The sequence below is a fragment of the Caulobacter sp. genome, from assembly GCF_017744445.1.
In the GTDB taxonomy this organism is placed as follows: Bacteria; Pseudomonadota; Alphaproteobacteria; order Caulobacterales; family Caulobacteraceae; genus Caulobacter.
In genome coordinates this window covers 647,152-669,848 of sequence record NZ_JAGIBH010000001.1, presented here as the reverse complement: position 1 = coordinate 669,848, position 22,697 = coordinate 647,152, and the positions used below count along the sequence as shown (strand labels likewise).

The following is a 22,697-nucleotide window of genomic DNA, read 5'->3' as shown; positions in this document are numbered from 1 at the left end:
TCCGACGAATGGGGTTACGTCAGAAGCTATAGCCCAGTCGCACGCCCCAGGTGCGCGGCGGATCGTAGGTCCCGCGGATCACGCCGCGATTGAACCCACCGAAGTTCTTGGTGTCCTTGTCGGTCAGGTTGTCGCCGAACAGCTCGACATAGAACTGGTTCTGCGGCGCGGTGAGCTTCAGGCTGGCATTGACCTTGGCATAGGCGGCCTGGCCGTTGGTCAGGTGCGGCAGGTCCAGGTTCTGGACGTCCATCCACATGCGGTCCTGCCAGCGGACCTGGACGTAGGGCTGCAGGGCGTAGCCGCTCTTCAGGTCGAAGCTGTGCTCGTAGGTCACCGACATCGAATACTTCGGCGCGAACGGCAGCTGATTGCCGACGATGGTGTCGTAGCCCGGCGCGCCGCAGTGGGCGACGTTCAGGATTTCGCGCTCGGCGCAGGCGAAGCCGTCGGTGAAGGTCCCGCCGTTCTTGATCTTGGTGTCCAGGAACGCGCCATAGCCCGACAGGCGGCCGTGGGCCCAGGGGATGATGTCGAACTCGACCTCGACGCCCTGGATGCGGGCGCTGTTGAGGTTGTCGGTCGTCCAGGCCAGGACGGGGTCGCCGAAGTTGGCGCTGAGCGGATTGGTGTCCGTGCCGACCACCTTGTCGCCGGTGTTCTGCATGTCGGTATAGTCGCTGTAGAAGCCGGTCACCGACAGCCGCATGCGGCCTTCCAGCAGGGTCGCCTTGTAGCCCAGCTCGAAGGTCTTCACCTTCTCGGGGTCATAGGTCAGCAGGCTCAGGCACCCGTTGTTGCAGGTGTCGAACATCTCGTACATGCCGCCCATCTTGTAGCCGGTGGCCAGCGAGGCGAACCACATGACGTCGTCGCTCTGGAAGTACTGAGCGCCCAGGCGATAGGTGCCCTGCTTCCACTTCATGGCCACGTTGTTGGGCGCGCCGCCCGGCACGACCACGCCCAGCGGAGCCTCGCCGCCCATGTCGAAGTTCAGGTCGTTGGACTGGTGGCCGCGGATGCTGTCAGGCGTGTGGTGCCCGTTGTACCAGGCCGAGCTCCCCTCCCAGAAGGCGTAGGTGACGCCGCCCTGGTCGGTCTTGCGATCCCAGCTGTAGCGATAGCCGGCGGTCAGGTTGACCTTGGGCAGCACGCGGTAGTCGAACTGGCCGAACAGCGCCTTGGACTCGGTGGTCCGCTTGTTCTGGTCGAAGATCCAGGTGTCGGGCAGGCCGTCGGGCTGGAAGCCCAGGACCGGATCGTACGACGTGGCGTGGGGATCGTCGGTCCAGGTCTTGTTGGCCAACATCTCCATGTCGTAGCGGATGCGCTTGTTTTCCTTCAGGTAGTAGGCGCCCAGCACGTACTGGAACTTGGACGCCCCGTTCGACTTGAGCTGCACCTCGTGGCTGGTGGTGCGATAGCGGCTGCCCTTGGTGGACCAGACCTCGTCCCAGATCGGGTAGTAGCCGGTCAGCTCGGCCTCGTGCGAGGTCAGCGACGGGTCGCCGATCGAGGACCACAGCGGGTTGGGATGGGCGCCGCCGTCGACGTCCGAGATCTGGTCGCGCTTCTGGTCCTGATAGGCGCCGCGATATTCCAGCGTGGCCTTGTCGAACACGTCGTAGGCGACCTTCAGCTGGAAGTCGTCGACGGTCATGTCGCGGCTGCCGGGCACGTTGATCTTGGCGTAGCGCTGCGGGTGGTTGCAGGCGTTGACCGTGCCGGCCGCCTGCTTGCAGTCGACGAAGTCCAGGTCGCCCGCGCCCTGGTCCGAGAAGCGCGAGACCGTGCCGGTGAACTCCAGCTTGTCGGTCGGACGCCAGCGGCCGATCAGGCGCGCGGCCCATTGGTCGGCGTTGTTGTAGTAGTCCTTAGGCTTCACCAGCCGGTTGCGGCGCTGGTCGACGTCCGGGATGCCGTCCTTATGGATGCCATAGGCCGGGGACTCGATGTCGGTGAAGTCCTGCTCCTGGACCATGTAGCCGTCATGCTGCTCGACCATGAAGGCCGCCCGCAGCGCGAACGTGTCGCTGACGCCCCAGTTGAAGCTGCCGCGCAGGCCGCGGGCGTTGTAGTTGCCGAGCTCCCCCTCGACCTTGCCGAAGGTGTCGTTGAACGACGGCTTGGCCGGGATGATGTTGATCGCGCCCGCCGGCGAGTTCATGCCGAACAGCGTGCCCTGCGGGCCGCGCAGCACCTCGACCCGCTCGACGTCGAACATCAGGGCCAGAGCGCCCTGCGAGCGCGGCGAGTAGAAGCCGTCCTGGTGGATGGCGACGGCGCCCTCGCCCACCTCGGTGAAGTCGGTGGAGGTCACGCCCCGGATGCTGGCGGCCGTGCCGCTGTCCGCGCCCGTGCTGAGCTGCACATTGGGCATGGTGGCCGACAGGTCGCGGGCCGACTTGATGCCCTGGCGGTCCAGGCTCTCCTGCGTGAAGGCCGAGATCGCCAGCGGCGTCTGCATCAGCTTGGTTTCACGCTTGGAGGCGGTGACGACTAGCTCCTCCAGCACGCCGACATCCGAGTTGGTAGCGGCTTCCTGAGCGGCGGCTAGGCCCGGCAGGGCGAAGGCGGCCAGGGCCGAGGTCATGAGCAGACCGGCGCGGCGGGTAGCAAATAGAGACACGGATACTCCCCCTTATCTTGTTGGCCCGCGCGTCAGCCCCGGAACCTGAGGTCCCGGCTCTCCCGCCTTCACGCTGGCAATTCGACCGTTTTGTCCGGAGGCGGCGTGTCTCGCCCCTTCCGACAGCCTGACGATAGGCGCCGGTTTTTCAGGGTGTCAATATATACTTCTATTGGATGTTTTTATTTATCGAGACGCTGAACGGGAGGCGGGCGCCATGCTCGAAATCGATCAGATGGCGGTCACGCGGCCTGTCGAACGGGCGCCCAGGAAGGTCTCGACCTCGGCCCGGCCCTTGCGTTCCTGCAGCAGCACCTCGTAGCTGGGCGAGAGCATTTCGTGGATCGGCAGCACCGCCGCGCCCAGGATCGAGCTGTCCTCCTGGCGGTCCGACAGGGTGATGCGCGAAGCCCCCTCCCCGCCCCGTCCGCGCACGGAATGGCGCAGCGGCATGGCCAGGGCGACCAGCCGTTCGACCAAGGCGCGCGGGGCCGAACCGCCGATGACGATGGTGGCCGGATCCAGCATGTTCTCGATGATGCAGACGGCGTTGCGCAGGTGGCTGGAAGCCTGGCGGCACCAGTCCATCAGCTTCTCGTCGTCGGCCTCCAGCAGGGTCAGGATCTCGGCATTGGTCAGCTCGACATCGGCCCGGCCAGTGACGAATTCCGACAGCGAGTGCAGCGACAGATACCGCTCCAGGCAGCCGTGATTGCCGCAGTAGCAGGCCTTGCCGTGGGGCACGATCGGGATGTGGCCGATCTCGGTGGCGTTGCCGCCCGCGCCCTTGTAGGCGGCGCGATCGACGATCAGCGCCCCGCCCAGGCCGACGCCGAAATGCAGGTAGAAGAAGCCGGTCAGGTCGCAGGCCACGCCGAACAGCGACTCGCCCAGCGCGCCGGCGGCGCTGTCGATGCTGTAGAACACCGGCAGGCCCGTGGCCTTCTGCAGTTCCTCCAGGATCGACAGATCCGTCCAACCCTCGAAGGCCGTGGGACCCGTGAAGCTGAAGCCCGGCACGTCGAACGGGCCCGGCAGGGCCACGCCCACGCCCCACAGCCGCTTGGCGTCGGACGAGCGCGCCGCCAGGTCGCCGACCAGGGCGACCACCGCCTTCAGGGTGGCGGCCTGGTCGCGGGCGTCTATCTCGACCTCGGCCCGGTGCAGCACCTCGCCGACCAGGTTGACCAGGGCCGCCGAGGCCTTGCGCGGCTCCAGGCTGACGCCGATCGAGTCGCCGCCGCGCGGGTCCAGGGCGAAGGCCATGGGCGGCTGGCCCCGCACCTTCTCGCCCTTCAGCCGCTTGGAGACGACCAGGCCGATCTCCTCCAGGTCCTGGGTGATGTTGGCCACGGTCTGGGGGCTGAGCGCCACCAGGTCGATGATCTCCTTGCGCGACACCTCGCCCCGCCGCCGGATCACGTCCAGCACGATGCGGCGATTATAGGGGGCGCTGGACTGCTGGGTGGCGCCGCGGGTGGCCATGGACGATCGTCGAACTCCCTGTTCCAAGGTCTGATCTGCCATCGCGCCCTTGACCGGACAAGGGATACCCGGCCCGGGTCAATTTCTTCCATCCATTGGTTTTAATAATTGACAGCCTGCGACAAGGTTCGCATGTTCATCGGCAACGACGGCGAGACGAACGCCGTCCAAGATCCGGGGGCGGACAAAGGGACGGCGATCCAGCCGCGCAGCCGCGCCTCGGCCACAGCGCACGAGCATCCGATGGACCACCTGAACCACGCCCCGCCCAGCCTGACCATCATCGGCGACGTCGCTGTCGACCTGGTGCTGGGGCCTGTCGCGGGCTGGCCCAAGATCGGCACCGAGACCATCATGCAGCGCAGCGAGCTGCGCGCCGGCGGCTCGGGCGGGAACACGGCTTTGGCCATGCGCCACCTGGGCGCGCCCTGCCGCCTGCTCTCGCAAGTCGGCGGCGACACCTTCGGCGGCTGGCTGGCCGAGGAGTTCAAGGGCCTGGACGCCCAGCTGGGCGTCACCCAAACCGCCACGACGATCTCGACCGGCGTCATCCACGACTGCGGCGAGCGGACCTTCTTCACGACCAAGGGCCATCTGGAAGCCCAGAGCTGGGACGAGATGCGCCCGCGCCTGGGCCCGCCGCCGGCGCCCGGCTCGATCGCCCTGCTGACCGGCGTCTTCCTGCTGCCGCGCATGCGCGAGACCTATGCCCGGGTGCTGGATGACCTGTCGGCCCTGGGCTACCAGATCGCCATCGACACCGGCTGGCCGCCCGAAGGCTGGACCTTCGAGACCCGCGCGGCGACCACCGCCTGGCTGACCCGCTGCGACCACATCCTGCTCAACGAGATCGAGATCAAGGGCCTGGCCGGGGTCGAGGACCTGGACGACGCCCTGCTGGCCCTGGCCCCGATGATGCGGCCGGACGCGACCCTGGTGGCCAAGACCGGGGCAAAGGGCGCGGTGGCGACCTATGGCGGCGCCCGCTTCAAGGTCGCCGCGCCGCCCGTCGAGGTGTTCGACACGATCGGCGCGGGCGACTCGTTCAACGCCGGCTATCTGGCGGCGAGGCTGTCGGGCCTGGGCGTGCGCGAGGCCCTGGACCAGGGCTGCCGCACGGCCTCGGCCGTCATCGGCCATTTCCCGCGCCAGTCGATCGCGCCGGGCCAGCTGGCCGCTCTCGCGCTCACCGCGCGCTAGACAACGACAAGAGGGGGAGACGGCGGATGCGCAATCGGGGCCTGGTGATCGGCTACATCCTGGTGGTGTGGTTCGTGATCTCGTTCGTGACCAACATCATCGGCCCGCTGATGCCGCTGATCATCGCCGACTTCCAGCTCAGCCTGACCCTGGCCGGCTTCCTGCCGTTCTCGTTCTTCCTGGCTTATGGCGTGATCTCGATCCCGGCCGGGGTGATGATCGAGCGGTTCGGGCCCAAGCCTGTGCTGCTGGGCGCCTTCGCGCTGAACCTGGTGGGCGCCCTCGCCTTCTCGGCCGTGCCAACCTACGGCGTGGCGGTCGGGGCGCTGTTCGTTATCGGGCTGGGCATGGCCATGCTGCAGGTGGTGATCAATCCGCTGATGCGGCAGGCCGGCGGCGAGCAGCATTTCGCCTTCTATTCGGTGATGGGGCAGCTGGTGTTCGGCCTGGCCTCGTTCGTCAGCCCGCTGGTCTTCTCGAAGCTGATGACGACCACCCTGCCCGTCGCCGTCCATCCGACCTGGGTGTCACTCTACTGGCTGTTCGTGCTGATCTTCGCCGCCGTCATCGCCGTGACCGCCGCGATGCGCCTGGGCCCGGTCGAACTGAAAGACGACGAGAAGGCCGGCGCCGCCAGCGCCTATCTGGAGCTGCTGAAGGACCCGAAGGTCATCCTGTTCTTCCTCGGCATCGCCGCCTATGTCGGCACCGAGCAGAGCCTGGCCAACTGGATGAGCCAGTTCCTCGCCACCTATCACGGCTACTCCCCGACCGTCGAAGGCGCGCGCAGCGTCGCCAGCTTCTGGGGCCTGATGTCGCTGGGCTGCCTGGCCGGCCTGGTCGCCCTGAAGCTGCTCGACTCCAAGATCGTGCTGGCGGCCATCACCCTGGCGGCCATGGCCTGCCTGGGCGTCGCTTTGTTCGGCGACCGCCACGCCAGCCTGCTGGCTTTCCCGACCTGCGGCTTCTTCCTGTCGGCGATGTTCTCGATCGTGTTCTCGCTGGGCCTGAACTCGGTACCACGCCATCACGGCGCGCTGTCGGGCATCCTGTGCTCGGGCATCCTGGGCGGCGCGGTCGTGCCGCTGCTGGTCGGCGCCCTGGGCGAGCATATCGGCCTGCGCGCGGCGATGCTGGCGGTGTTCGCGACCCTGGGCTTCATCCTCAGCGTCGCCTTCTGGGCCAGGCCCCTGGTGCGCAACGAGACGATCAGCCTGCGCCGTCGCCAGGTCAGCGAGGCTTGAGCCAGACCTTGACCCACCAGGCGTCGGCGCTGCTCTCGATAGCGGACGTCGTCCACGCCAGGACATCGGGGTGCGTGACCCAGAAGCCCAGCGGCGGCGCGTGGCCGGTGTTCTCGAAGCTCAGGTCGGCGTCCCGGTCCTCAGGAATATTGGCGTTGGGCATCACCCAGTCGTCTTCCGAGGGCACGCCCGCATGGTCGATGAAGTGCACCGCGGCCTCCATCACCCCGGCCGTCGGCGGTCCCGTCACCACCTCGCCCGTCGCGGGGTGACGTCGGAGGAAAGCCACACCCGGATCGTTCGTGAAGACGATGGGCTTGAAGGCGGAAGGCGGTTTGTCGGTCATGGCGGCAAGCTAGGCGGACCGACGCGCCGGCGCCAGCGGCTTGACGCCGCGCAGACGCCGGACCAGGTCGGCCGCGCCGAGGCCGACAATGACCGCCAGATGCAGGCCCAGCGTCATCAGCGCCAGCGCGGCCTGCAACACGGCGACGGTAGAGTCCGCGCCCAGCAGCAGCAGCATCAGGTTGCCGAACACCAGGTCCTTGTTCGAGATCACCGGCAGGCGCGAGATCAGGTAGCGGATCGCCAGCAGCACGACCCAGAGGCCCAACGCGACCTCCGGCAGCGCCATGCGCCAGATCAGAACCAGCAGTGCGGTCGAGACCACCAGGCGGATCCCGTGAGCCAGGCTGATATGGGCCAAAGCCGCGCGGCTCAGTGAAAATACCCGGCGTCCGAACAGCAACACGCCCATCGAGATCGTCAGTGGGATCAGCCCCGACCACAGGGCCGGTCCGACCCGGTGAGCGAAGTCGAGCTTCTGCAGCTGGGTGATGCTGATCGCGGCCAGCGCCAGGGTCAGCAGGTTGCTCAGCAGCGCCGAGATGATGTTGACGTCCTTGATGGCGGCGAAGGCCCCCTCGCCGACCACGCGCCGCGCCCAGACATAGAGATAGGCCTCGCCGCTGTAGCCCAGCACCACCTCGTTGATCACCGTCTTGCGCAGCAGCGCGCCGATCCCGGCCAGGGGCAGATTCCAGAGCCGCCGGAACACCGCGTAGTCGCACAGCGGCTGGGTCAGGTAGAGCAGCACCAGCATCGGCCAGACCAGGGGCGGCAGCCCGCTGATGGTCTTCAGAACGGCCGATGTCGCGCCGCCCAGTTGCAGGATGATGGCCACGACCAGGCCGGCCGAGACGGCGACGCCCAGCAGGTTCCACCAGAGCGAAGCCTTGCGCGGCGTAATTCCGGCTTGGGTCACGCCTCCGCGCCGATCGTCTGGAGCGGAGCGGCGACCGGGCGCGCCATCGTCGCCCTGGTTCGTTCGGTCACCGCCTGATAGTGCGCGAACAGGTCGGCGAAGTGCTCGGTGTCGTGCCGCACCCCAGCGGCCGCTTCGATCGCCGCGGCCTTCAGCGCGCTCTGGTCGCGGGCGAACAGACGACGGATGGCCGCCGCCGCCGCCTCGACGTCGCCGGACCGATAGATCTCCGAAGTCGCGGGCTTGGCGAGATCAGCGAAGCCGCCGCGGTCCGGTCCCACCAGCGGCAGGCCGCTGGCCATGGCCTCGGCCGGCAGCAGGCCGAAGGTCTCGGAATCGCAGCCGTGCGCCAGGACATCGGCGCTGGCCAGAAGCGCGGCCAGCCGGGGCCGGTCGCGGATCGGCGGGATCAGGTGCACGTTGGGCTTGCCGGTGGCGGCGCGCAGGACACGGGCGCGGTCGATGCCGTCACCGACCACCACCAGGCCGATCGGCGCGTCGGCGCTGGCTCGGCTCACCGCCTCGATCACCATCGGCCAGCGTTTTTCCGGATGGAAGCGCCCCACGGCCAGGGCCAGCTTGGCGTCGTCCCGGCAGCCGCAGGCCTGGAGCAGTTCCGACCGCAGGCGCTCGTCCCGCAGGCTCGGCGAGAACGAACCTCGATCGACGCCCAGCGGAATGCCCGCCACCGACGCCACGCCATGATCCTCGAAGCGCCTGGCCAGCCACAGGCCGCCAGCGACCACCGAGGAAAAGCGCCCCGTCAGCTTGCGCAAATAGGCCCAGAACCACGCGAACAGCTGGTCGATCCGCTCGGGGCTGGCGACCGGCGCCAGCCACCGCTGCGGATAGATCGCCACCGGATCGGCATGCATGAACATGGCCCGCGCCACCGGCGCCCGCCATCGCGCGACGATCCAGGCTCCGCGCCAGGGCGAAGAGGCCTCGACCAAATCCGGCGCCAGCGAATCGAGCCACCGGTGCACCGGGGCCGCATCCCAGAACATGTGGTAGTTCGCATCGAACGGCAGGCTGGGACACCTCACCTGGATCAGGGCGCCCGGGCCGCGCGGCTCGACCCGATCCTCCGGCCCCGGCGCGATGACGAACAGCTCGTGACCCAGCTGCGCCGCGGCCTCGAACTTGCGGTCGATATAGGTCCGCACGCCCCCGCCGGTGGGCGAATGGAACTCGGCGACGTCGACGATCCGCATCCGGCGTGTTTCCCCCAGAAACCCGCCGCCATCGCTAAATCAGTACCGTGACGGTGATGCGTAGGTCGCCTTCATAAAACCGACGGAGTCGCCTGCTGTAACAGCCCATGCATGCGGCTTTGGGAGCGCGTCTTGGTCGGGGGACTTGAAGGCGCGCACGGGGAAGGACTGTCATGGACTTCAGGATCTCGACCCATGCCGACGGCGCGCGCCCGCTGCGGATCGCCCTGTTCTCGGGCAACTACAACTACACCCTGGATGGGGCCAACAAGTCGCTGAACCGGCTGGTCCGCCACCTGGAAAGCACGGTCGGCGCCCAGGTGCGGGTCTATTCCCCCACCGGACCGAACCCCGCCTTCGAGCCGGCGGGCCAATTGGTCTCGGCCCCGTCGGTGAAGATCCCCTTCCGCGGCGACTACCGCCTGGCGCTGGGCCTGCCCGACTTCCTGCGGCGCGATGTCGAGGCCTTCAAGCCCGACCTCATCCACCTGTCGGCGCCCGATCTGCTGGGTTCGGCGGCGCTGCGGCTGGGCCGCAAGCTCAAGGTCCCGGTGGTCGCCAGCCTGCATACCCTGTTCGACACCTATCTCGACTACTATGGCCTGGGTCGCCTGCAGCCGCTGGTGCGTCGCCGGCTCTGGAAATTCTACGGCGCTTGCGACTATGTCATGGCCCCAACCGAGGCGATCGGCGACGAACTGCGGGCCCAGAACCTGGCCGCTCGCGTCCGCACCTGGGCGCGGGGCGTGGACCCCGATCTGTTCCATCCGGGACGGCGTTGTGAGGCCTGGCGGCTGGGCCAGGGCTTTGCCCCCGACAGCCCGGTGATCGCCTTCCTGGGTCGGATCGTCATGGAAAAGGGCCTGGCCGCCTTCGCCGAGACCGTCGGACGGCTGGAAACGGCGGGCCATGCGCCTCAGGTGCTGGTGATCGGCGACGGCCCCGCCCGCGCCTGGTTCCAGCAGCGGCTGCCGAACGCGGTGTTCGCCGGCTTCCTCTCGGGCGAAGCCCTGGCCACGGCCCTGGCCAGCGGCGACATCTTCCTCAATCCCAGCACCACCGAGACCTTCGGCAACGTCAATCTGGAAGCCATGGCGTCAGGCCTGGCCATGGTCTGCGCCGACGCCCCCAACACCCGCGCCCTGCTGCGGCACGGACACAACGCCAAGCTCTGCGCCGACCAGCCGGACGCCTATGCCGAAGCGCTGACCGAGCTCATCCTCCAGGCCGAAACGCGGCGGCATCTGGGCGCCAAGGCGCTGGAGCGCAGCGCCGCCTACCGCTGGACGACGATCCTCGACGAGGTCGTGGAGGTCTATGCCGAGGCCTTGAGCGCCAAGGCGATGGCGTCGCCGCCCCGCGCCCTCGAGCGCCGGCCCAATACGGCGACGGGCGCCCCGCAAGTCGCCGGCGCGCCCGCGCTCTAACGACCGCGCGCCGCCATGTTTCCGACCACGCTAGACCGCTACCTGTTGAAGCGCGCCCTGACGCCCATGGGCGCGGTGCTGATCAGCACGATGACCGCGTTCCTGATGGAGCGCCTGATGCGCTCCTTCCAACTGCTCTCGCAGACGACGGAAGGCTTTCGCTTCCTGACCGAGCTGCTGGTCAATCTGGTCCCGCACTATGTAGGGCTGACCCTGCCGGGGGGCTTCTTCATCGGGCTGTTCGTGGTCGTGAACGGCCTCAACAAGAGCGCCGAGATCGACGCCATCCTGGCCGCCGGCATCTCGCTGGGCCGCTTCGCTACGCCTTTCGTCGGCCTGGGCATGGTGCTGATGATGTTCAGCGTGCTGCTGTTCGGCTTCATCCAGCCCTACAGCCGCTACGCCTACCACGCGGTGCTGCACGCGGCGGAGAAGGCGGGCTGGAACGGCGACGTGCGCCCCAAGGCCCAGCTCTCCGCCGGCCCCGTCTTCCTGACCGCCGACTATGCCGACGCCAGCGGCCGACGCCTGGAGCGCATCTTCATCCGCAAGGTCGAGGTCGATGGACGCGAGGATGTCGTGACGGCGGTCTCGGCCATCGTCCGCAAGGCGCCCGGCGATCCCAAGGTCACCCTGGACCTCCACGACGGCCGGCAGGTCAGCACGACCCGCGACGCCCGGGTCTATGTCACCAACTTCTCGCGCGTCTCCTTCGAGCTGCCGCTGTCGCTGTCGGGCAAGCTGTTCCGCGTCCGGGGCGATGAGGTCAGCGAGCTGACCCTTATCGAGCTGGCGCAGCGCGGTTTCGGCGAGGATCAGCCCGCCCTGCCTCGCCAGACCCTGCTGGCCGAGTTCTACAGTCGCTCGTCGCGCGCGCTGATGCTGCCCCTGCTGCCGCTGCTGGCTGTGCCCTTCGGCCTCAGCGCCAAGCGGGCGGGATCCAGTTCGGCGATGGCGGCCGGCGCGGTCCTGCTGTTCCTGTTCGAGACCTCGATGATCCTCGGCCAGGCCATGGCGTCCAGCGCGGGCCTGCCGGCGGCCCTGACCATCGGCCTGCCGGCCGCCGCCTTCGCGATCGCCTGCGTCGCCATCTGGATCACCAGCCGCAAGCGCCCCGGCGAAAACCCCGTCAGCTGGCTCAGCGAGCACATCGCGGAACGCTTCGCCGCCATCGCGCGGGCGCTTCGGCCCCGCCGACGGGTCGCCTAGCGGTCACGCGCGCCGGACCATGGAGCTTCTGATATTGGCGCTTCACAGTCTTCAGGCGCTAGCCTGATAGGTCTCGCTCGACAGCAGCGCCCGGAGGCGAATGGGTTTTAGCGGCTTCTGCAGGACACGCATCCCGAGGTGTTCGGCGGCCGCGAAGATCACCGGGTCGCTCTCACCGGTGATCAGAGACAGCCCGATCGCGTCGCCATGGCGGGTCCGGATCGATCGGGCGATATCCAGGCCCGTTTCCTTGCCAGCCAGGCGGTAGTCGATCAGGGCGTTCCATCGGCCGCCGGCCTCCAGCGCCTCCAGCGCGCCCTCGCCGTCGACGCACACATGCACCCGCATGCCCCAGTCGGTCAGCAGCCGGCGGACGGCGTCGGCGACCAGCGGGTCGTCCTCGACCAGCAGGACATTGGGCCGGTCCGGACGCTCAACCAAAGCCGGCGTCGGCGCCGGAGTGCTCGGCATCGCGTCGGCGCGCGGCAGGACGACGCTGAACACGCTGCCCCGGCCAGGCTCGGACTGAAGGTCCATCGCATAGCCTTGGGCCAGGCACAGCTCCCGCACGGTCGCCAGACCCAACCCGAAGCCCGCGGCGCGGTCGCGGCCGGTATTCTCGACCTGGAAGAACGGCGCGAACACGCGGGTGCGGTCCGCATCGGCGATGCCGACGCCGGTATCGGCCACGATCAGCGCCACGTCCTCGCCTTGCCGCCGCGCGCCCACCACGACGCCGCCCGTCTTGGTGTAGCGAATGGCATTGGCGACGAGGTTGCCGAGAATCCGTTCGATCGCGGCCGGATCGCCGCGCGCCCAGAGCGAGGTGACCGGCGCGCGCAGCTTCAGCCCCTTGGCTTCCGCCTCGGGCCGGTACTGCAGCATCAGCCGCGCGATGATGTCGGCCAGCGGCGTCGGGCCGATCAGCTCCGGCGCGCTGAGCCGCGAGGCGCGGGTAACGCCCAGGATGGCGTTGAACAGGCGGTCCAGGCTGTCGACGCAGGCCACGACATTGGCGATCAGCTCCCGCCGCTCGCGCGCCGGCGGGTCGCGGCGTAGCAGCGAGGCGTAGAGGCCCAAGGCGTGCACGGGTTGGCGCAGATCGTGGCTGGCCGCGCCGAAGAAGCGCGTGCGCTCGGCGCTGGCGGCCTCGGCCATGCGGCGGCCTTCCTCGGCGTCCTCCTGCAACCGACGGCGCAGGTCGACCTGCTCGGCCATCGCCAGGCGCAGGCGGATGGTCTCGCCCGCCAGCTTGGACGCCCGCGAGCCATTGCTCATGACCAGCACGAACGTCAGCACCAGCATGTAGGCGGCGTAGAGCGCGGTGGGATCCTGGGTGCGAAGCAAGGCGAACACCGCCGCCGGCAGCAGCGCACAGGCCGAGAAGCTGGTCATGCTGGGCAGATGCACGCCGGTCGTCGGCAGGTTGCCGGCGGCCATGCTGGCGTTGGCGATGACGATGGCCAGCAGGGTCAGCGGCTTCGAGGGCTCATAGGTCATCAGCATCTGCGCCGACCAGCCCAGGCCGTGGATCGCGGCCTGGATCGTCTTCGCCCGTCCCCAGAACGGAAGGGCCTCGGCCGGGCGCGGCTGTCGGTGGAAGGTCCAGAGGAGCGTGACGATGCCGGCCTCGATCAGCAGCATCATGCCCAGCCAGGCCAACAGGTGCGGCCCGCCGTTCACCGGCCAGAGCACCAGGCCCTGCATCAGCACGACGATCGTCACATGCGCGGGGCCCGCATAGATGTTGGTTCCGGGCCGGCCGTAGATTTCGCGCACGCGCTCGTCGTCGACCAGGCGCTTGAGCCGCACCTCGTCGGCGTCGGGCGCGGCCTCGCTCGCCATCAGATGATCCGCAGCTGGTGAGCGCGGCTCACCGCCTCGGCGCGATTGACCACGCCCAGCCGCAGGAAGATCTGGGTCCAGTGATCCTTGACGGTGCGCTCGCTGATGCCGAGCCGGCGCGCGATCTCCTTGTTGGAGCCTCCCTGGGCGGCGAGGTCCAGCACCAGCCGGCGCTTGGGCGACAGCAGCTCGCGCGCGGAGTCGGCCACGGTGTCGAACACCGCCCCGCCATTGAAAAGCTCCCCCAGGGCCTCGACCAGGGCGTCCATGTCCCGCGCCTTGGACAGGCAGGCCAGGCAGCCCAGGTCCTTGACCTGCTGGGCCAGCTCCGGCGTCGGGTCCGAGCACAGCAGCCCTCGCGCCACGGTCGGGAAGCGCTCTCCCACGGCCTTGAGCAGCGCCACGCCGTCGGGGCCCACGAGACGGTAGTCGGTCAGGCAAAGGTCCACGTCGTCGTGACCCGCCAGATAGGCCACAGCCTCGTCATGGTCCGTGACGGCGACGACGGTGAGGTCGGGCATCGCCTCCCCAAGCGCGCGCTGCACACCCGTCCGGTAGAGGGGATGGTCGTCGACGAACAGCAGGCAAGTCATTGGAATGACCAGGACAGGAGATCGCGGGACTTCAAAATCCCACAAATGGAAATCGCCCGCACCCGTACTTCAGTACGGCTGTGGTCGATTGTCGCCGAGCGTAAAAGCACCTGCAAATTCTGTGGGAGCCCCGTCATGCCCAAAGTCCCCGACGCTCTGCTCTCTCCTTCTCATCGCACAGTGGCGGGACGTGTCAAACGCGCCTGGCTGATCGGTTCGACCGCCGTGGCCCTGGCCCTGCCGCTCCAGGCCGGCGCTCAGACGGTGGTTTCGGGACAGGTCGGGATCGGTACGGCCGGCGCGACGACGACCGTCACCCAGACCAGCCAGAACGCCATCATCAACTGGCCCAGCCTGTCGGTGCCCGGCGGCGCGACGCTGCGCTTCGACCAGCCGAACGCGGCGGCGGCGATCCTGAACCGCGTCACCGGCGGCGACATGACCCGCATCCAGGGCAGTCTGGAGGCCAATGGCCGAGTGTTCCTGATCAATCCGAACGGCGTGGTCGTAGGCCCCGGCGGCCGGATCGACACCGCCGGCTTCCTGGCCTCGACCCTGAACCTGACCGACGACGACTTCCTGGCCGGGCGTTTGGCCTTCAGGGGAGACTCGACGGCGGCCATCGAAAATCATGGCGCCATCGCCGCGCGGGCGGGCGACGTGTTCCTCATCGGCCGGCAGGTGTCCAACACCGGTCAGGTCGCCGCGTCCGGCAGGGCCGTGCTGGCGGGTGGGACCGAGGTCCTGCTGGGCGCGGAATCCGATGGCGGCGCGGTGCTGGTGCGTGGGGCCGGCGCCGTCGACGCGGCCGGCGCGATCAGGGCCTCGCAGGCCCAGCTGCGCGCGGCCGGCGGCAATCCCTACGCCCTGGCCGTCAACCTCTCGGGCTTGGTCCAGGCCGGCGACGTCACCGTTGAGGGCGAGACGATCCGGGTCAGCGGCCAGGTCGACGCGTCGGGCGACGCCCGCGGCGGTCGGGTGCGGATCGGCGGCGGCTGGCAGGGCGGCGACGCCGACATCACCAACGCTCACGTGGTCGAGGTCGTTGAGGGCGCCAGGATCACCGCCAGCGCTGAGACGCAAGGAAACGGCGGCCAGGTGGTCGTCTGGTCCGACGACAGCACCGACTATCGCGGCGCGATCCTGGCGCGTGGCGGCGCCCTATCGGGCGACGGCGGCAAGGTAGAGATCTCCGGCAAGGGCCAGCTGGCCTTCGCCGGCCACGTCGACACCACGGCCGCTCAAGGCGCCACGGGCAGCCTGCTGCTGGACCCGGCCACCGTCCGCATCGTCGCCGGCTCGGCGGCGGGGACGGTCTCGGGCGGGACCACGACCAACGGCGCGGCCTCCGAGAGCCTGATCGGCGTCGACTGGCTGACCAGCCAACTGGCCACCACCGCCATCACGGTCAGCACCGCCGGCTCGGGGTCCGGAACCGGCGATATCCGGGTCGAGAGCGGGATCTTCTGGTCGGGGACCAACGCCCTGACCCTGGACGCCACGCGCGACGTCATCCTGGGCAACCACATCGTCAACAGCTCGGCGGGCTCGAGCCTGGTCCTGAAAGCCGGCCGTAGCATCGACTGGTCCGATCTTGGCGGGCCGTCGACGCCAGCGATCGTGGTCAAGTCCCTGACGGCCGAGTTCAAGAACTTCCAGCCCGGCGACTTCGTCCGCTTCAAGGTCGACACCCTGAGGCTGCGCTATGGCGCTGGCAGCACCATCTTGCTCAACGCCGCCAACAACGCCATCGGCAGGGTCACCTTCGAGGCCCAGGCCGGTGGGACGATCGACACCGCCCAGATCACCGACGCCGAAGGCGGCCTGATCCTGGACGGAGCCTTCGTCGGCTCCGCGCGGTTCCCGAGCTTCAGCGCCGAGACGGTGAAGATTGTCGCCGCCGACAGTCTGACCTTCGCCTCCACCTTCACCTTCAACGGCGCCCGCGACGGGGTGGTGTTCGACGTCAAGCGCGGCGGGTTGAGCGTGCTCTCGCCCATGACCGGCTTCGGCAGCACCGGCAACATCCGCATCTACGTCGCCGGCAACAGCGACATCGGCAACCTGACCGGCTTCGTCCAGAAGAGCGGCGTCTATCCGACCGACCTCATCGATCCCAGCGTGTCGAAGGGGATCTACGCCACCAACGTCCCGCTGCCCGGCGCCGTGACGATCCCACCCGACCCGACGCCGCCGGTTTCGCCGCCCCCGGTGTCTCCGCCTCCGGTATCGCCGCCTCCTGTCTCACCGCCGCCGGTGTCCCCGCCTCCCGTGTCGCCACCCCCGGTCTCCCCCCCTCCTGTTTCACCGCCTCCTGTTTCACCGCCCCCGGTGTCGCCGCCTCCCGTTTCACCGCCGCCGGTGTCACCACCGCCACCCGTGTCGCCTCCGCCGGTGTCCCCACCTCCCGTGTCGCCGCCCCCGGTGTCGCCGCCTCCTGTTTCACCGCCGCCGGTGTCACCACCGCCACCCGTGTCACCTCCGCCGCCGGTTACGGGCGGGACCACGACCTATGAGTCCGGCCAGGACCCAGCCTCGCTGACCTCGGTGATCACGATCACCTCGGGCGTGCAGATCATCCCGGCGGTCACGATTTCGGCGACATACATCCCGCCTTTGCCTCCGCCGCCGCCTCCCCCTCCGGAACCGGTCGTGGTCCACGTCCTGACCCAGGACGAATTGAATCTCCTGCTCCAGGGGCAGGGCGGTGGCGGCGGCTCGACCGCCGTCATCACCGGCGACCCGGCGATCTTCGACCCGAACTACAACGCGACCACCGCCGCGCCCAACTATGCCGGCGTCCGCGGCGTGTTCGGCCTGAAGTACGGCATCTCCGGGCCGGAGTTCGACGCCGCCTACGGCATGGGCTGCGAAGTCTTGAAGAAGGCCTGCTCGGGGACCATGGACCCGGATGTCGTGGCCTGGATGGACAGCCGCTACACGCTCGCCTACGGGGAGATCCACGGCATCGCGGCCAAGCGCGTCGCGTTCGAGACCGCCCCGCTGACGCCCCAGGGCTATCCGGTCGCGCTGCAACCTTTGCTGGCGCCCTACCTCAAGGCCATTCCGGCCGGCGTGGCGGCCAACGGCCCGACGTCGCCGGAATACCGCGGCGCGGTGGCCGCCGCCCTGCTGGTCGCCGTCAACGACGTTCTGGCCAAGCCCAAGAGCGCCTGGAACGCCGGCGACTGGGGCTTGATGAACTATGTCGAGGAGTATGTCCGCAACGAGGAGCTGACCACCGCCCGCCAGGTCGCGGCCGACTACGAGGCCTGGCGCGACAAGCAGTTCGAGACGCGCGGCGCCGGCATGACGGTGCTCTACGACTACGGCCCCAATCCCAAGGACCAGGACTTCTACGCTCGCGCCACGATCGGCGTGCCTGTCGGTGGGATCCAGTCGCCGGCGGAACTGGCCAAGGTCTATTCCGGCGTCAACGCCAGCAGCGTGGCCATGCAGCAGGCCTTCAGCCTCGAGGCCGCCATCGGCGGCGGCCTGGTCGTCGGCACGGGGGTCAGCGTGGCGGTGCTGAGCGGCAGCATCGTGCCGTTCGCCACCGCGGCCACGGCGATCGGCAGCACCGCCGCCGCCATCGCGGGCGCCGGAGCGGGCGCCGTCACCGCCGCCGCCGGCATCGTCTTCTCCCTGGTCCTGACTGACATCATCAAGATCCAGGAGACCAATGACGCGGTCTACGGGACAATCGACAAGCGCACCTACGACGGCAAGCCGCTGGGCGACCTGATCAAGCAGGACAACGGCCAGCAACTGCTGCTGATGCACCTCATCAACATGACGAGCGGGGTTTCCTACCGATGAGAAGCCTAGTCCCCCTCGCGGCCGCCGCGATCGGCCTGTGGGCTGGCGCCGCGGCGGCCCAGACCGCCCCCACGCCCGCTCCCGCCCCCGTCCTCACCGGCGTGGTTCTGCTCTCCGAGCCCGGCCAAGTGGTCGCCGCCGGCTGGACGCAGCCTGTCGATCGGGTGGACGTCAGCCGCCTCTCGCCTCCCCTGCGCGCTTCGGTCCAGACGGCGGTCGCGCCGTTCCTCGGCCGTCCCCTGACCGGCGACACGCTCGGCGGCCTGCAGGCGGCGCTCGGCGCGGCCCTGAAGGCCAGCGACCACCCCTTCAGCGCCGCCGTGCTGCCCGGCCAGCAGGCCGCTGGCGGCGTGGTCCAGGTGCTGCTGACGGAAGGCCGGCTCGACAAGGTCAGCGTCAAGGGCGCCAAGGTGTTCGACGCGGCCCAGTACAGCGGCGCGGTCACGGCCAAGCCCGGCCAGCCGATCGACAAGGCCGTGCTGGATCGCGATCTCGCCTGGATCAATCGTAACCCGTTCCGACAGGCCACGGCCGTCGCCGCGCCGGGCGGCCCATTCGGCGCGGTGGACCTAACGATCGAGACGCGGGAGAAGCGGCCCTGGTCGGTCAGCGCCTCGCTGGACGACACCGGCACGGACCTCACCGATCCGCTGCGGGTCGGCCTCTCGGCGACCTGGGGCGACGCCTTCGGGCGCGGCGACATACTTAGCTACCAGCTCTCGGCCAGCCCCGACTTCGACAAGACCGTCGGTCACGCGCTCAGCCTGCAGAGCTTCCTGCCCTGGCGGCACGTGCTGACCGCCTCGGCGTCGTACGCCACCGTGAACGGCGACCTGCCCGCCCCCTTCACCATGGAGGGCTACAACAGCTCAGCCAGCCTGGGCTACCAGGTCCCGCTGCGGAACAACCAGACGATCGAGTTCGCCACCGTGTTCCGGCGCTCGAACAACAACTTCCGCTTCTCGGACTTCCCGATCAGCGACAACACCGCCGACGTGGTCACCTTCGGCGTCGGCTGGACCGGGCAATTCGAGGACGCGCGGGGCGGCACGTCGCTCTCGGCCAACCTGGCGGTCAGCCCCGGCGGCCTGACCGGCGACAGCGACAAGGCCGACTACCAGAAGATCCGCTCCGGCGCCGACGCGCGCTTCGCGGTGCTGCGCCTGAGCCTGGATCGCCAGACGCGCCTGCCGCGCCAGTGGTCGCTGCGCACCAGCCTGCGCGGCCAGCTCGCCAGCAGCGCCCTACTGGGTTCCGAGCAGATGGCCTTCGGCGGCGTCTCCAGCATCCGCGGCTATGACGAAGGCGCCCTCTACGGCGACCAGGGCGCGCTGATGCGCAACGAGCTGTCGCCGCCGCCGATCATGCTCGATGGGAATGGGCGGACCTTCTCGCCCTACCTGTTCTGGGACGCAGGCTGGCTGACCAACCGCTCGCGCCTGGCCGGCGATCCCAAGAGCTTGACCTTGCAAGCGGTTGGGGCCGGTTTCAACCTGACCCTCACCAGCCGGGTCAGCGCCCGCGGCGCCTGGGGCTTCCCGGTCGGCGAGCAGCCCGGCCACCCATCCGGACGCGGTCATTTCGGGCTGGTCGTCACCTTTTAGGCGAGGTTCGCATGAAGCTCATCTGCTACCCCGTGACCGACCGGCCGCCGGAGATCCGGCCAGCCGGCGTGGCGCGGGACTGGATGGACGCGACGCCGCGGAAGTTCGCCTATCGCTGCCTGCCGCTGAACATCGCCAACGCCCAGGGCTGGGAGATCATGTGCCCGGTCGACGTGTCGGCCTACTGGACCGGCGCGCCCGGGCCGGAGGGCGTGGTGGTGCTCTCGGGCGATCCGGCCCACCTGCTGCCGACCGGCCACTTCGGCCACGGCGTCCTGACCTTCCCGATTCCGGCCCTCTTCCGCACCGAGCCCGGCTACGACCTGCACGTCGGCGGCCCCGTCAACGCGCCGCGCGACGGCATCGCGCCGCTGAGCGCGATCGTCGAGACCGACTGGAGCCCCTACACCTTCACCATGAACTGGCGCTTCACCCGGCCCGCGCACGTGGTCAGCTTCCGCAAGGGCGAGCCGATCTGTCACATTTTCCCCGTCGCGCGCGCCACGGCCGAGGCGACGACGCCGGAGTTCCGCGACCTCGACAGCGATCCGACGCTCGCGGCGCTCTACCGGAGCTGGACCGAGAGCCGCCGCCAGTTCAACACCGACCTGCACGCCCAGCAGGAAGCCGCCGTCGCCCAGGGTTGGCAGCGCAGCTACTTCCACGGCCGCCTCCCCGACGGCCAGCCCGCCCCCGCCGACCACCGCACCCGCGTACGGCTGTGTCCGTTTGGAGAGTGATAGCCGTGTAGGCCATCGCGGTCCCAGCACCCGGTTTTGCAGGGAATTGGTCCGCCATTTCCGCGCCTTGGCGAGGCGGTCGATCGCGGAGCCTGTTGGGGGGACGGCGTGGCGGTGAGAGAGGGATTCGAACCCTCGATAGAGTTTCCCCTATACACGCGTTCCAGGCGTGCGCCTTCAACCACTCGGCCACCTCACCAGCGCACTCGGGTCGGGGGTGGTTGAAACCCCCGGCGCGGGAAGGCGCGCAATATACTCAGGCAGCGACTCGTAGCAAGCGCCGTTCCTGCGGCTTATAACCGCCCGCGTGAAATTCCCGGCTCGGAAGGCCCGACATGCTGCCGCAGAAGACTCTCGAAATGCCCACCGCCGATACGGCCCTGCCCGGTCGGGCCCAGCCGGTCCCGACGGCGGAGACGCATTTCATCAATGGTCACGCGCTGAAGGGCCCTTATCCGGACGGCCTGGAGACGACGATCCTGGCCATGGGCTGCTTCTGGGGCGTCGAGCGGGTGTTCTGGCAGATCCCGGGCGTCTACGTCACCGCCGCCGGCTACGCGGCCGGCATCACGCCCAACCCGACCTATGAAGAGGTCTGCACCGGCCGCACGGGCCATACCGAGGTGGTGCTGGTGGTGTTCGATCCGAAGGTCGTCACCTACGAGGCGCTACTGAAGACTTTCTGGGAGAACCACGACCCGACCCAGGGCATGCGCCAGGGCGGCGACATCGGCACCCAGTATCGCTCGGGCCTGTATGTGACGAACGACGCCCAGGCCGCCGCGGCCGTCGAGTCGAAGGAAGCCTACCAGCAGGCGCTGTCGGCCCAGGGCCTGGGCGAGATCACCACCGAGATCGCCGCCGCCGGGCCGTTCTACTTCGCCGAGGACTATCACCAGCAGTACCTGGCCAAGAACCCCGAAGGCTATTGCGGCATCGGCGGCACCGGCGTCGTCTGCCCGATCGGCCTGGGTGTAGGCGCCTGATGACCCCGGAAGCCTTCGACAAGGCGTGCCTGGCCCTGCCGGGCGCGACGCTGTCCATCCAGTGGGGCGACGACCACGTGTTCAAGGTCGGCGGCAAGATGTTCGCCGTCCGGGGCAACGCCGTGCCCAAGGGCGGGATCTCGTTCAAGGCTTCGGACGTGGCGTTCGAGGTGCTGACCGAGACCGGCCGCGCCATCCCCGCGCCGTATCTGGCCCGTGCGAAGTGGGTGCGGTTCGACGACCTGTCGGAACTGGACGAGAGCGAGGTCGCCGACTGGCTGAAAAGCGCCCACGGCCTAATCGCCGCCAAGCTGACCAAGAAGGTGCGGGCGGAGCTGGGGCTATAAAAACTGTCATCCCGGCCAAGCCCGAAGCGCGCCGAGCCGGGACCGCCGGAAGCTCCGAGCCTGTCGCGGTCCCGGGTCTTCGCCCGGGATGACAACTTAAGTTGTCGCCAACCCCTGCAACGCCGTCGTCTCGATCGCCTCCAGCAGGCGCTCGTTGGTCAGGCCGGGCGTGCCCGGCGTCCACTTGGTCAGCCAGATCAGCATGCCGACCAGGAGCTGCACGACCAGAGGCGGCTCACAGGCCACGATGGTGCCGTCGGCCATGCCCTCCTCCAGGAACCGTTCCAGCCGCTTGGCCAGGCGCGCCGTCCAGGCCTCGATGGCTTTGCGCTGGTCGTCGGCCAGGTACGAGCTGTCGCCGAAATAAAGCTGCGGTCCGTTGGTCACCGCGTCGTCCAGCAGCGCCCGCAGGAAGCGCCGCAGCTTGCACAAGCCCGTGCCGCCCTCGGCCTCGACCACGCCTAGAATCGCCTCGAAGCGCTCCAGGGATTGCTGGTGCCCGGCGAAGGCCAGGGCCTGCTTGTTGGGGAAGTAGTAGTAGAGCGCCGCGTCGCGCAGATCGATGGCCGCGCCGATCTCGGTCATGGTCGCGGCGGCGAAACCCTTGGCGTTGATGGTCTCGATGGCGGCGCGCAGGATCGCCTCGCGCTTCTTCACCGACTTCAGGCTCTGCGCCATCGGCCGGGCTTCCTCAGCCAGGGTCCCTGAAAACAGAACCGGGGGATACCCGCCCTTCGACAACCGCGCTCTCCCCTCCGCCGACTCGCCCGATTCTTCCGTCGGGGAACGTCGATATTTCACACTTGTCACGAACGACGCCGTGATCAAACACGTAAATTCTAACTTGCGTTAGAATATCGAGTTCATATTAAAATCAGCGTCAGTTACGTGCGGCATGCAAGGTCGCGCGGGCTGGGGCGGAAACATGACGCAAAGCGTCTTCATCCAAGGCCAAGGTCAACCGACCGCGTTTCGCGGACCGGTCGGTCGGCCAGGATCGCCCTTCCCCTACGTCACAATGGTCGTCCTTCCCCAAAAGAAACCCGCGATTGCTCGAGGCGGGATGGGAAGAAACGCGGCCGATAATAAAG

General features: G+C 68.7%; 17 protein-coding genes and 1 tRNA gene. 9 read left to right on the top strand and 9 right to left on the bottom strand.

Features of this window, described 5'->3' with window-relative positions:
* Positions 1 to 19: 19 nt before the first annotated feature.
* Positions 20 to 2,629 (bottom strand): TonB-dependent receptor, encoded by a 2,610-nt coding sequence (locus tag J7528_RS03205; protein WP_291871226.1) that lies wholly within the window; start codon positions 2,627 to 2,629, stop codon positions 20 to 22.
* 231 nt (positions 2,630 to 2,860) lie between these two features.
* Complete coding sequence (locus J7528_RS03200) at positions 2,861 to 4,114, bottom strand: ROK family transcriptional regulator (RefSeq protein ID WP_291871224.1); 1,254 nt, start codon at positions 4,112 to 4,114, stop codon at positions 2,861 to 2,863.
* Between the two features lie 132 nt (positions 4,115 to 4,246).
* On the opposite strand from J7528_RS03200, the gene J7528_RS03195 reads away from it, so the two are divergent.
* Together J7528_RS03195 and J7528_RS03190 are read left to right on the top strand one after the other, a co-directional pair.
* On the top strand, positions 4,247 to 5,314 hold the full coding sequence (locus J7528_RS03195) for a carbohydrate kinase family protein (protein WP_291871222.1): 1,068 nt from the start codon (positions 4,247 to 4,249) through the stop codon (positions 5,312 to 5,314).
* A gap of 26 nt (positions 5,315 to 5,340) precedes the next feature.
* The gene (locus J7528_RS03190; protein WP_291871220.1) at positions 5,341 to 6,558 is read left to right on the top strand and encodes an MFS transporter; all 1,218 of its coding nucleotides are present in this window, start codon (positions 5,341 to 5,343) and stop codon (positions 6,556 to 6,558) included.
* Here the strand turns inward: J7528_RS03190 and J7528_RS03185 are convergent.
* From J7528_RS03185 to J7528_RS03175, 3 genes are read right to left on the bottom strand one after another with little or no spacing between them, the layout of a single operon-like run.
* Positions 6,545 to 6,904, bottom strand: coding sequence for a hypothetical protein (locus J7528_RS03185; RefSeq protein ID WP_291871218.1), 360 nt, complete (start codon positions 6,902 to 6,904; stop codon positions 6,545 to 6,547). The genes J7528_RS03190 and J7528_RS03185 overlap by 14 nt on opposite strands.
* Positions 6,905 to 6,913: 9 nt before the next feature.
* Positions 6,914 to 7,822: a hypothetical protein gene (locus J7528_RS03180; protein ID WP_291871217.1), complete on the bottom strand. Its 909-nt coding sequence runs from the start codon at positions 7,820 to 7,822 to the stop codon at positions 6,914 to 6,916.
* Positions 7,819 to 9,036: a glycosyltransferase gene (locus J7528_RS03175; RefSeq protein ID WP_291871215.1), complete on the bottom strand. Its 1,218-nt coding sequence runs from the start codon at positions 9,034 to 9,036 to the stop codon at positions 7,819 to 7,821. Before J7528_RS03175 ends, J7528_RS03180 begins: the two co-directional genes overlap by 4 nt.
* Positions 9,037 to 9,209: 173 nt before the next feature.
* Here J7528_RS03175 and J7528_RS03170 point away from each other — a divergent pair, with 173 nt between their 5' ends.
* Both J7528_RS03170 and J7528_RS03165 read left to right on the top strand, forming a co-directional pair.
* Positions 9,210 to 10,463 carry a glycosyltransferase family 1 protein gene (locus J7528_RS03170; protein WP_363269671.1) on the top strand — a complete coding sequence of 418 codons (1,254 nt, stop codon included), beginning with the start codon at positions 9,210 to 9,212 and terminating at the stop codon, positions 10,461 to 10,463.
* A gap of 15 nt (positions 10,464 to 10,478) precedes the next feature.
* Positions 10,479 to 11,672, top strand: a complete 1,194-nt coding sequence (locus J7528_RS03165) for an LptF/LptG family permease (protein ID WP_291871213.1) — start codon at positions 10,479 to 10,481, stop codon at positions 11,670 to 11,672.
* A 51-nt stretch (positions 11,673 to 11,723) separates the two neighbouring features.
* Here J7528_RS03165 and J7528_RS03160 read toward each other — a convergent pair whose 3' ends face one another.
* Positions 11,724 to 13,517 carry a hybrid sensor histidine kinase/response regulator gene (locus J7528_RS03160; RefSeq protein WP_291871211.1) on the bottom strand — a complete coding sequence of 598 codons (1,794 nt, stop codon included), beginning with the start codon at positions 13,515 to 13,517 and terminating at the stop codon, positions 11,724 to 11,726.
* Positions 13,517 to 14,110, bottom strand: a complete 594-nt coding sequence (locus J7528_RS03155) for a response regulator transcription factor (protein WP_291871209.1) — start codon at positions 14,108 to 14,110, stop codon at positions 13,517 to 13,519. The genes J7528_RS03160 and J7528_RS03155 overlap by 1 nt, the downstream gene beginning before the upstream one ends.
* Before the next feature lie 135 nt (positions 14,111 to 14,245).
* Between J7528_RS03155 and J7528_RS03150 the strand changes: the two genes are divergently transcribed.
* From J7528_RS03150 to J7528_RS03140, 3 genes are read left to right on the top strand one after another with little or no spacing between them, the layout of a single operon-like run.
* A complete protein-coding gene (locus J7528_RS03150; protein WP_291871207.1) occupies positions 14,246 to 17,929 on the top strand; it encodes a filamentous hemagglutinin N-terminal domain-containing protein in 3,684 nt (1,227 codons plus the stop codon).
* Positions 17,926 to 19,533 (top strand): ShlB/FhaC/HecB family hemolysin secretion/activation protein, encoded by a 1,608-nt coding sequence (locus J7528_RS03145; RefSeq protein WP_291871205.1) that lies wholly within the window; start codon positions 17,926 to 17,928, stop codon positions 19,531 to 19,533. The genes J7528_RS03150 and J7528_RS03145 overlap by 4 nt, the downstream gene beginning before the upstream one ends.
* Positions 19,534 to 19,544: 11 nt before the next feature.
* Entirely contained in the window at positions 19,545 to 20,273 is a 729-nt protein-coding gene (locus J7528_RS03140) for a DUF6065 family protein (protein WP_291871203.1), read from the top strand.
* A 109-nt stretch (positions 20,274 to 20,382) separates the two neighbouring features.
* On the opposite strand, the gene J7528_RS03135 is transcribed toward J7528_RS03140, so the two are convergent.
* Positions 20,383 to 20,472, bottom strand: a tRNA-Ser gene (locus tag J7528_RS03135).
* 136 nt (positions 20,473 to 20,608) lie between these two features.
* On the opposite strand from J7528_RS03135, the gene msrA reads away from it, so the two are divergent.
* Entirely contained in the window at positions 20,609 to 21,259 is a 651-nt protein-coding gene (gene msrA / locus J7528_RS03130; protein ID WP_291871201.1) for a peptide-methionine (S)-S-oxide reductase MsrA, read from the top strand.
* Complete coding sequence (locus J7528_RS03125; protein ID WP_291871199.1) at positions 21,259 to 21,606, top strand: MmcQ/YjbR family DNA-binding protein; 348 nt, start codon at positions 21,259 to 21,261, stop codon at positions 21,604 to 21,606. Before msrA ends, J7528_RS03125 begins: the two co-directional genes overlap by 1 nt.
* A gap of 96 nt (positions 21,607 to 21,702) precedes the next feature.
* Here J7528_RS03125 and J7528_RS03120 read toward each other — a convergent pair whose 3' ends face one another.
* Positions 21,703 to 22,347, bottom strand: coding sequence for a TetR/AcrR family transcriptional regulator (locus tag J7528_RS03120; protein WP_291871197.1), 645 nt, complete (start codon positions 22,345 to 22,347; stop codon positions 21,703 to 21,705).
* Positions 22,348 to 22,697 lie beyond the last annotated feature (350 nt).

Bases quoted from the DNA above. Each gene is read 5' to 3' on its own strand.
- J7528_RS03200 (WP_291871224.1), bottom strand. From the start codon at position 4,114: ATGGCCACCCGCGGCGCCACCCAGCAGTCCAGCGCCCCCTATAATCGC.
- J7528_RS03195 (WP_291871222.1), top strand. From the start codon at position 4,247: ATGTTCATCGGCAACGACGGCGAGACGAACGCCGTCCAAGATCCGGGG.
- J7528_RS03190 (WP_291871220.1), top strand. From the start codon at position 5,341: ATGCGCAATCGGGGCCTGGTGATCGGCTACATCCTGGTGGTGTGGTTC.
- J7528_RS03185 (WP_291871218.1), bottom strand. From the start codon at position 6,904: ATGACCGACAAACCGCCTTCCGCCTTCAAGCCCATCGTCTTCACGAAC.
- J7528_RS03175 (WP_291871215.1), bottom strand. From the start codon at position 9,036: ATGCGGATCGTCGACGTCGCCGAGTTCCATTCGCCCACCGGCGGGGGC.
- J7528_RS03170 (WP_363269671.1), top strand. From the start codon at position 9,210: ATGGACTTCAGGATCTCGACCCATGCCGACGGCGCGCGCCCGCTGCGG.
- J7528_RS03165 (WP_291871213.1), top strand. From the start codon at position 10,479: ATGTTTCCGACCACGCTAGACCGCTACCTGTTGAAGCGCGCCCTGACG.
- J7528_RS03160 (WP_291871211.1), bottom strand. From the start codon at position 13,517: ATGGCGAGCGAGGCCGCGCCCGACGCCGACGAGGTGCGGCTCAAGCGC.
- J7528_RS03155 (WP_291871209.1), bottom strand. From the start codon at position 14,110: ATGACTTGCCTGCTGTTCGTCGACGACCATCCCCTCTACCGGACGGGT.
- J7528_RS03150 (WP_291871207.1), top strand. From the start codon at position 14,246: ATGCCCAAAGTCCCCGACGCTCTGCTCTCTCCTTCTCATCGCACAGTG.
- J7528_RS03145 (WP_291871205.1), top strand. From the start codon at position 17,926: ATGAGAAGCCTAGTCCCCCTCGCGGCCGCCGCGATCGGCCTGTGGGCT.
- J7528_RS03140 (WP_291871203.1), top strand. From the start codon at position 19,545: ATGAAGCTCATCTGCTACCCCGTGACCGACCGGCCGCCGGAGATCCGG.
- msrA (WP_291871201.1), top strand. From the start codon at position 20,609: ATGCTGCCGCAGAAGACTCTCGAAATGCCCACCGCCGATACGGCCCTG.
- J7528_RS03125 (WP_291871199.1), top strand. From the start codon at position 21,259: ATGACCCCGGAAGCCTTCGACAAGGCGTGCCTGGCCCTGCCGGGCGCG.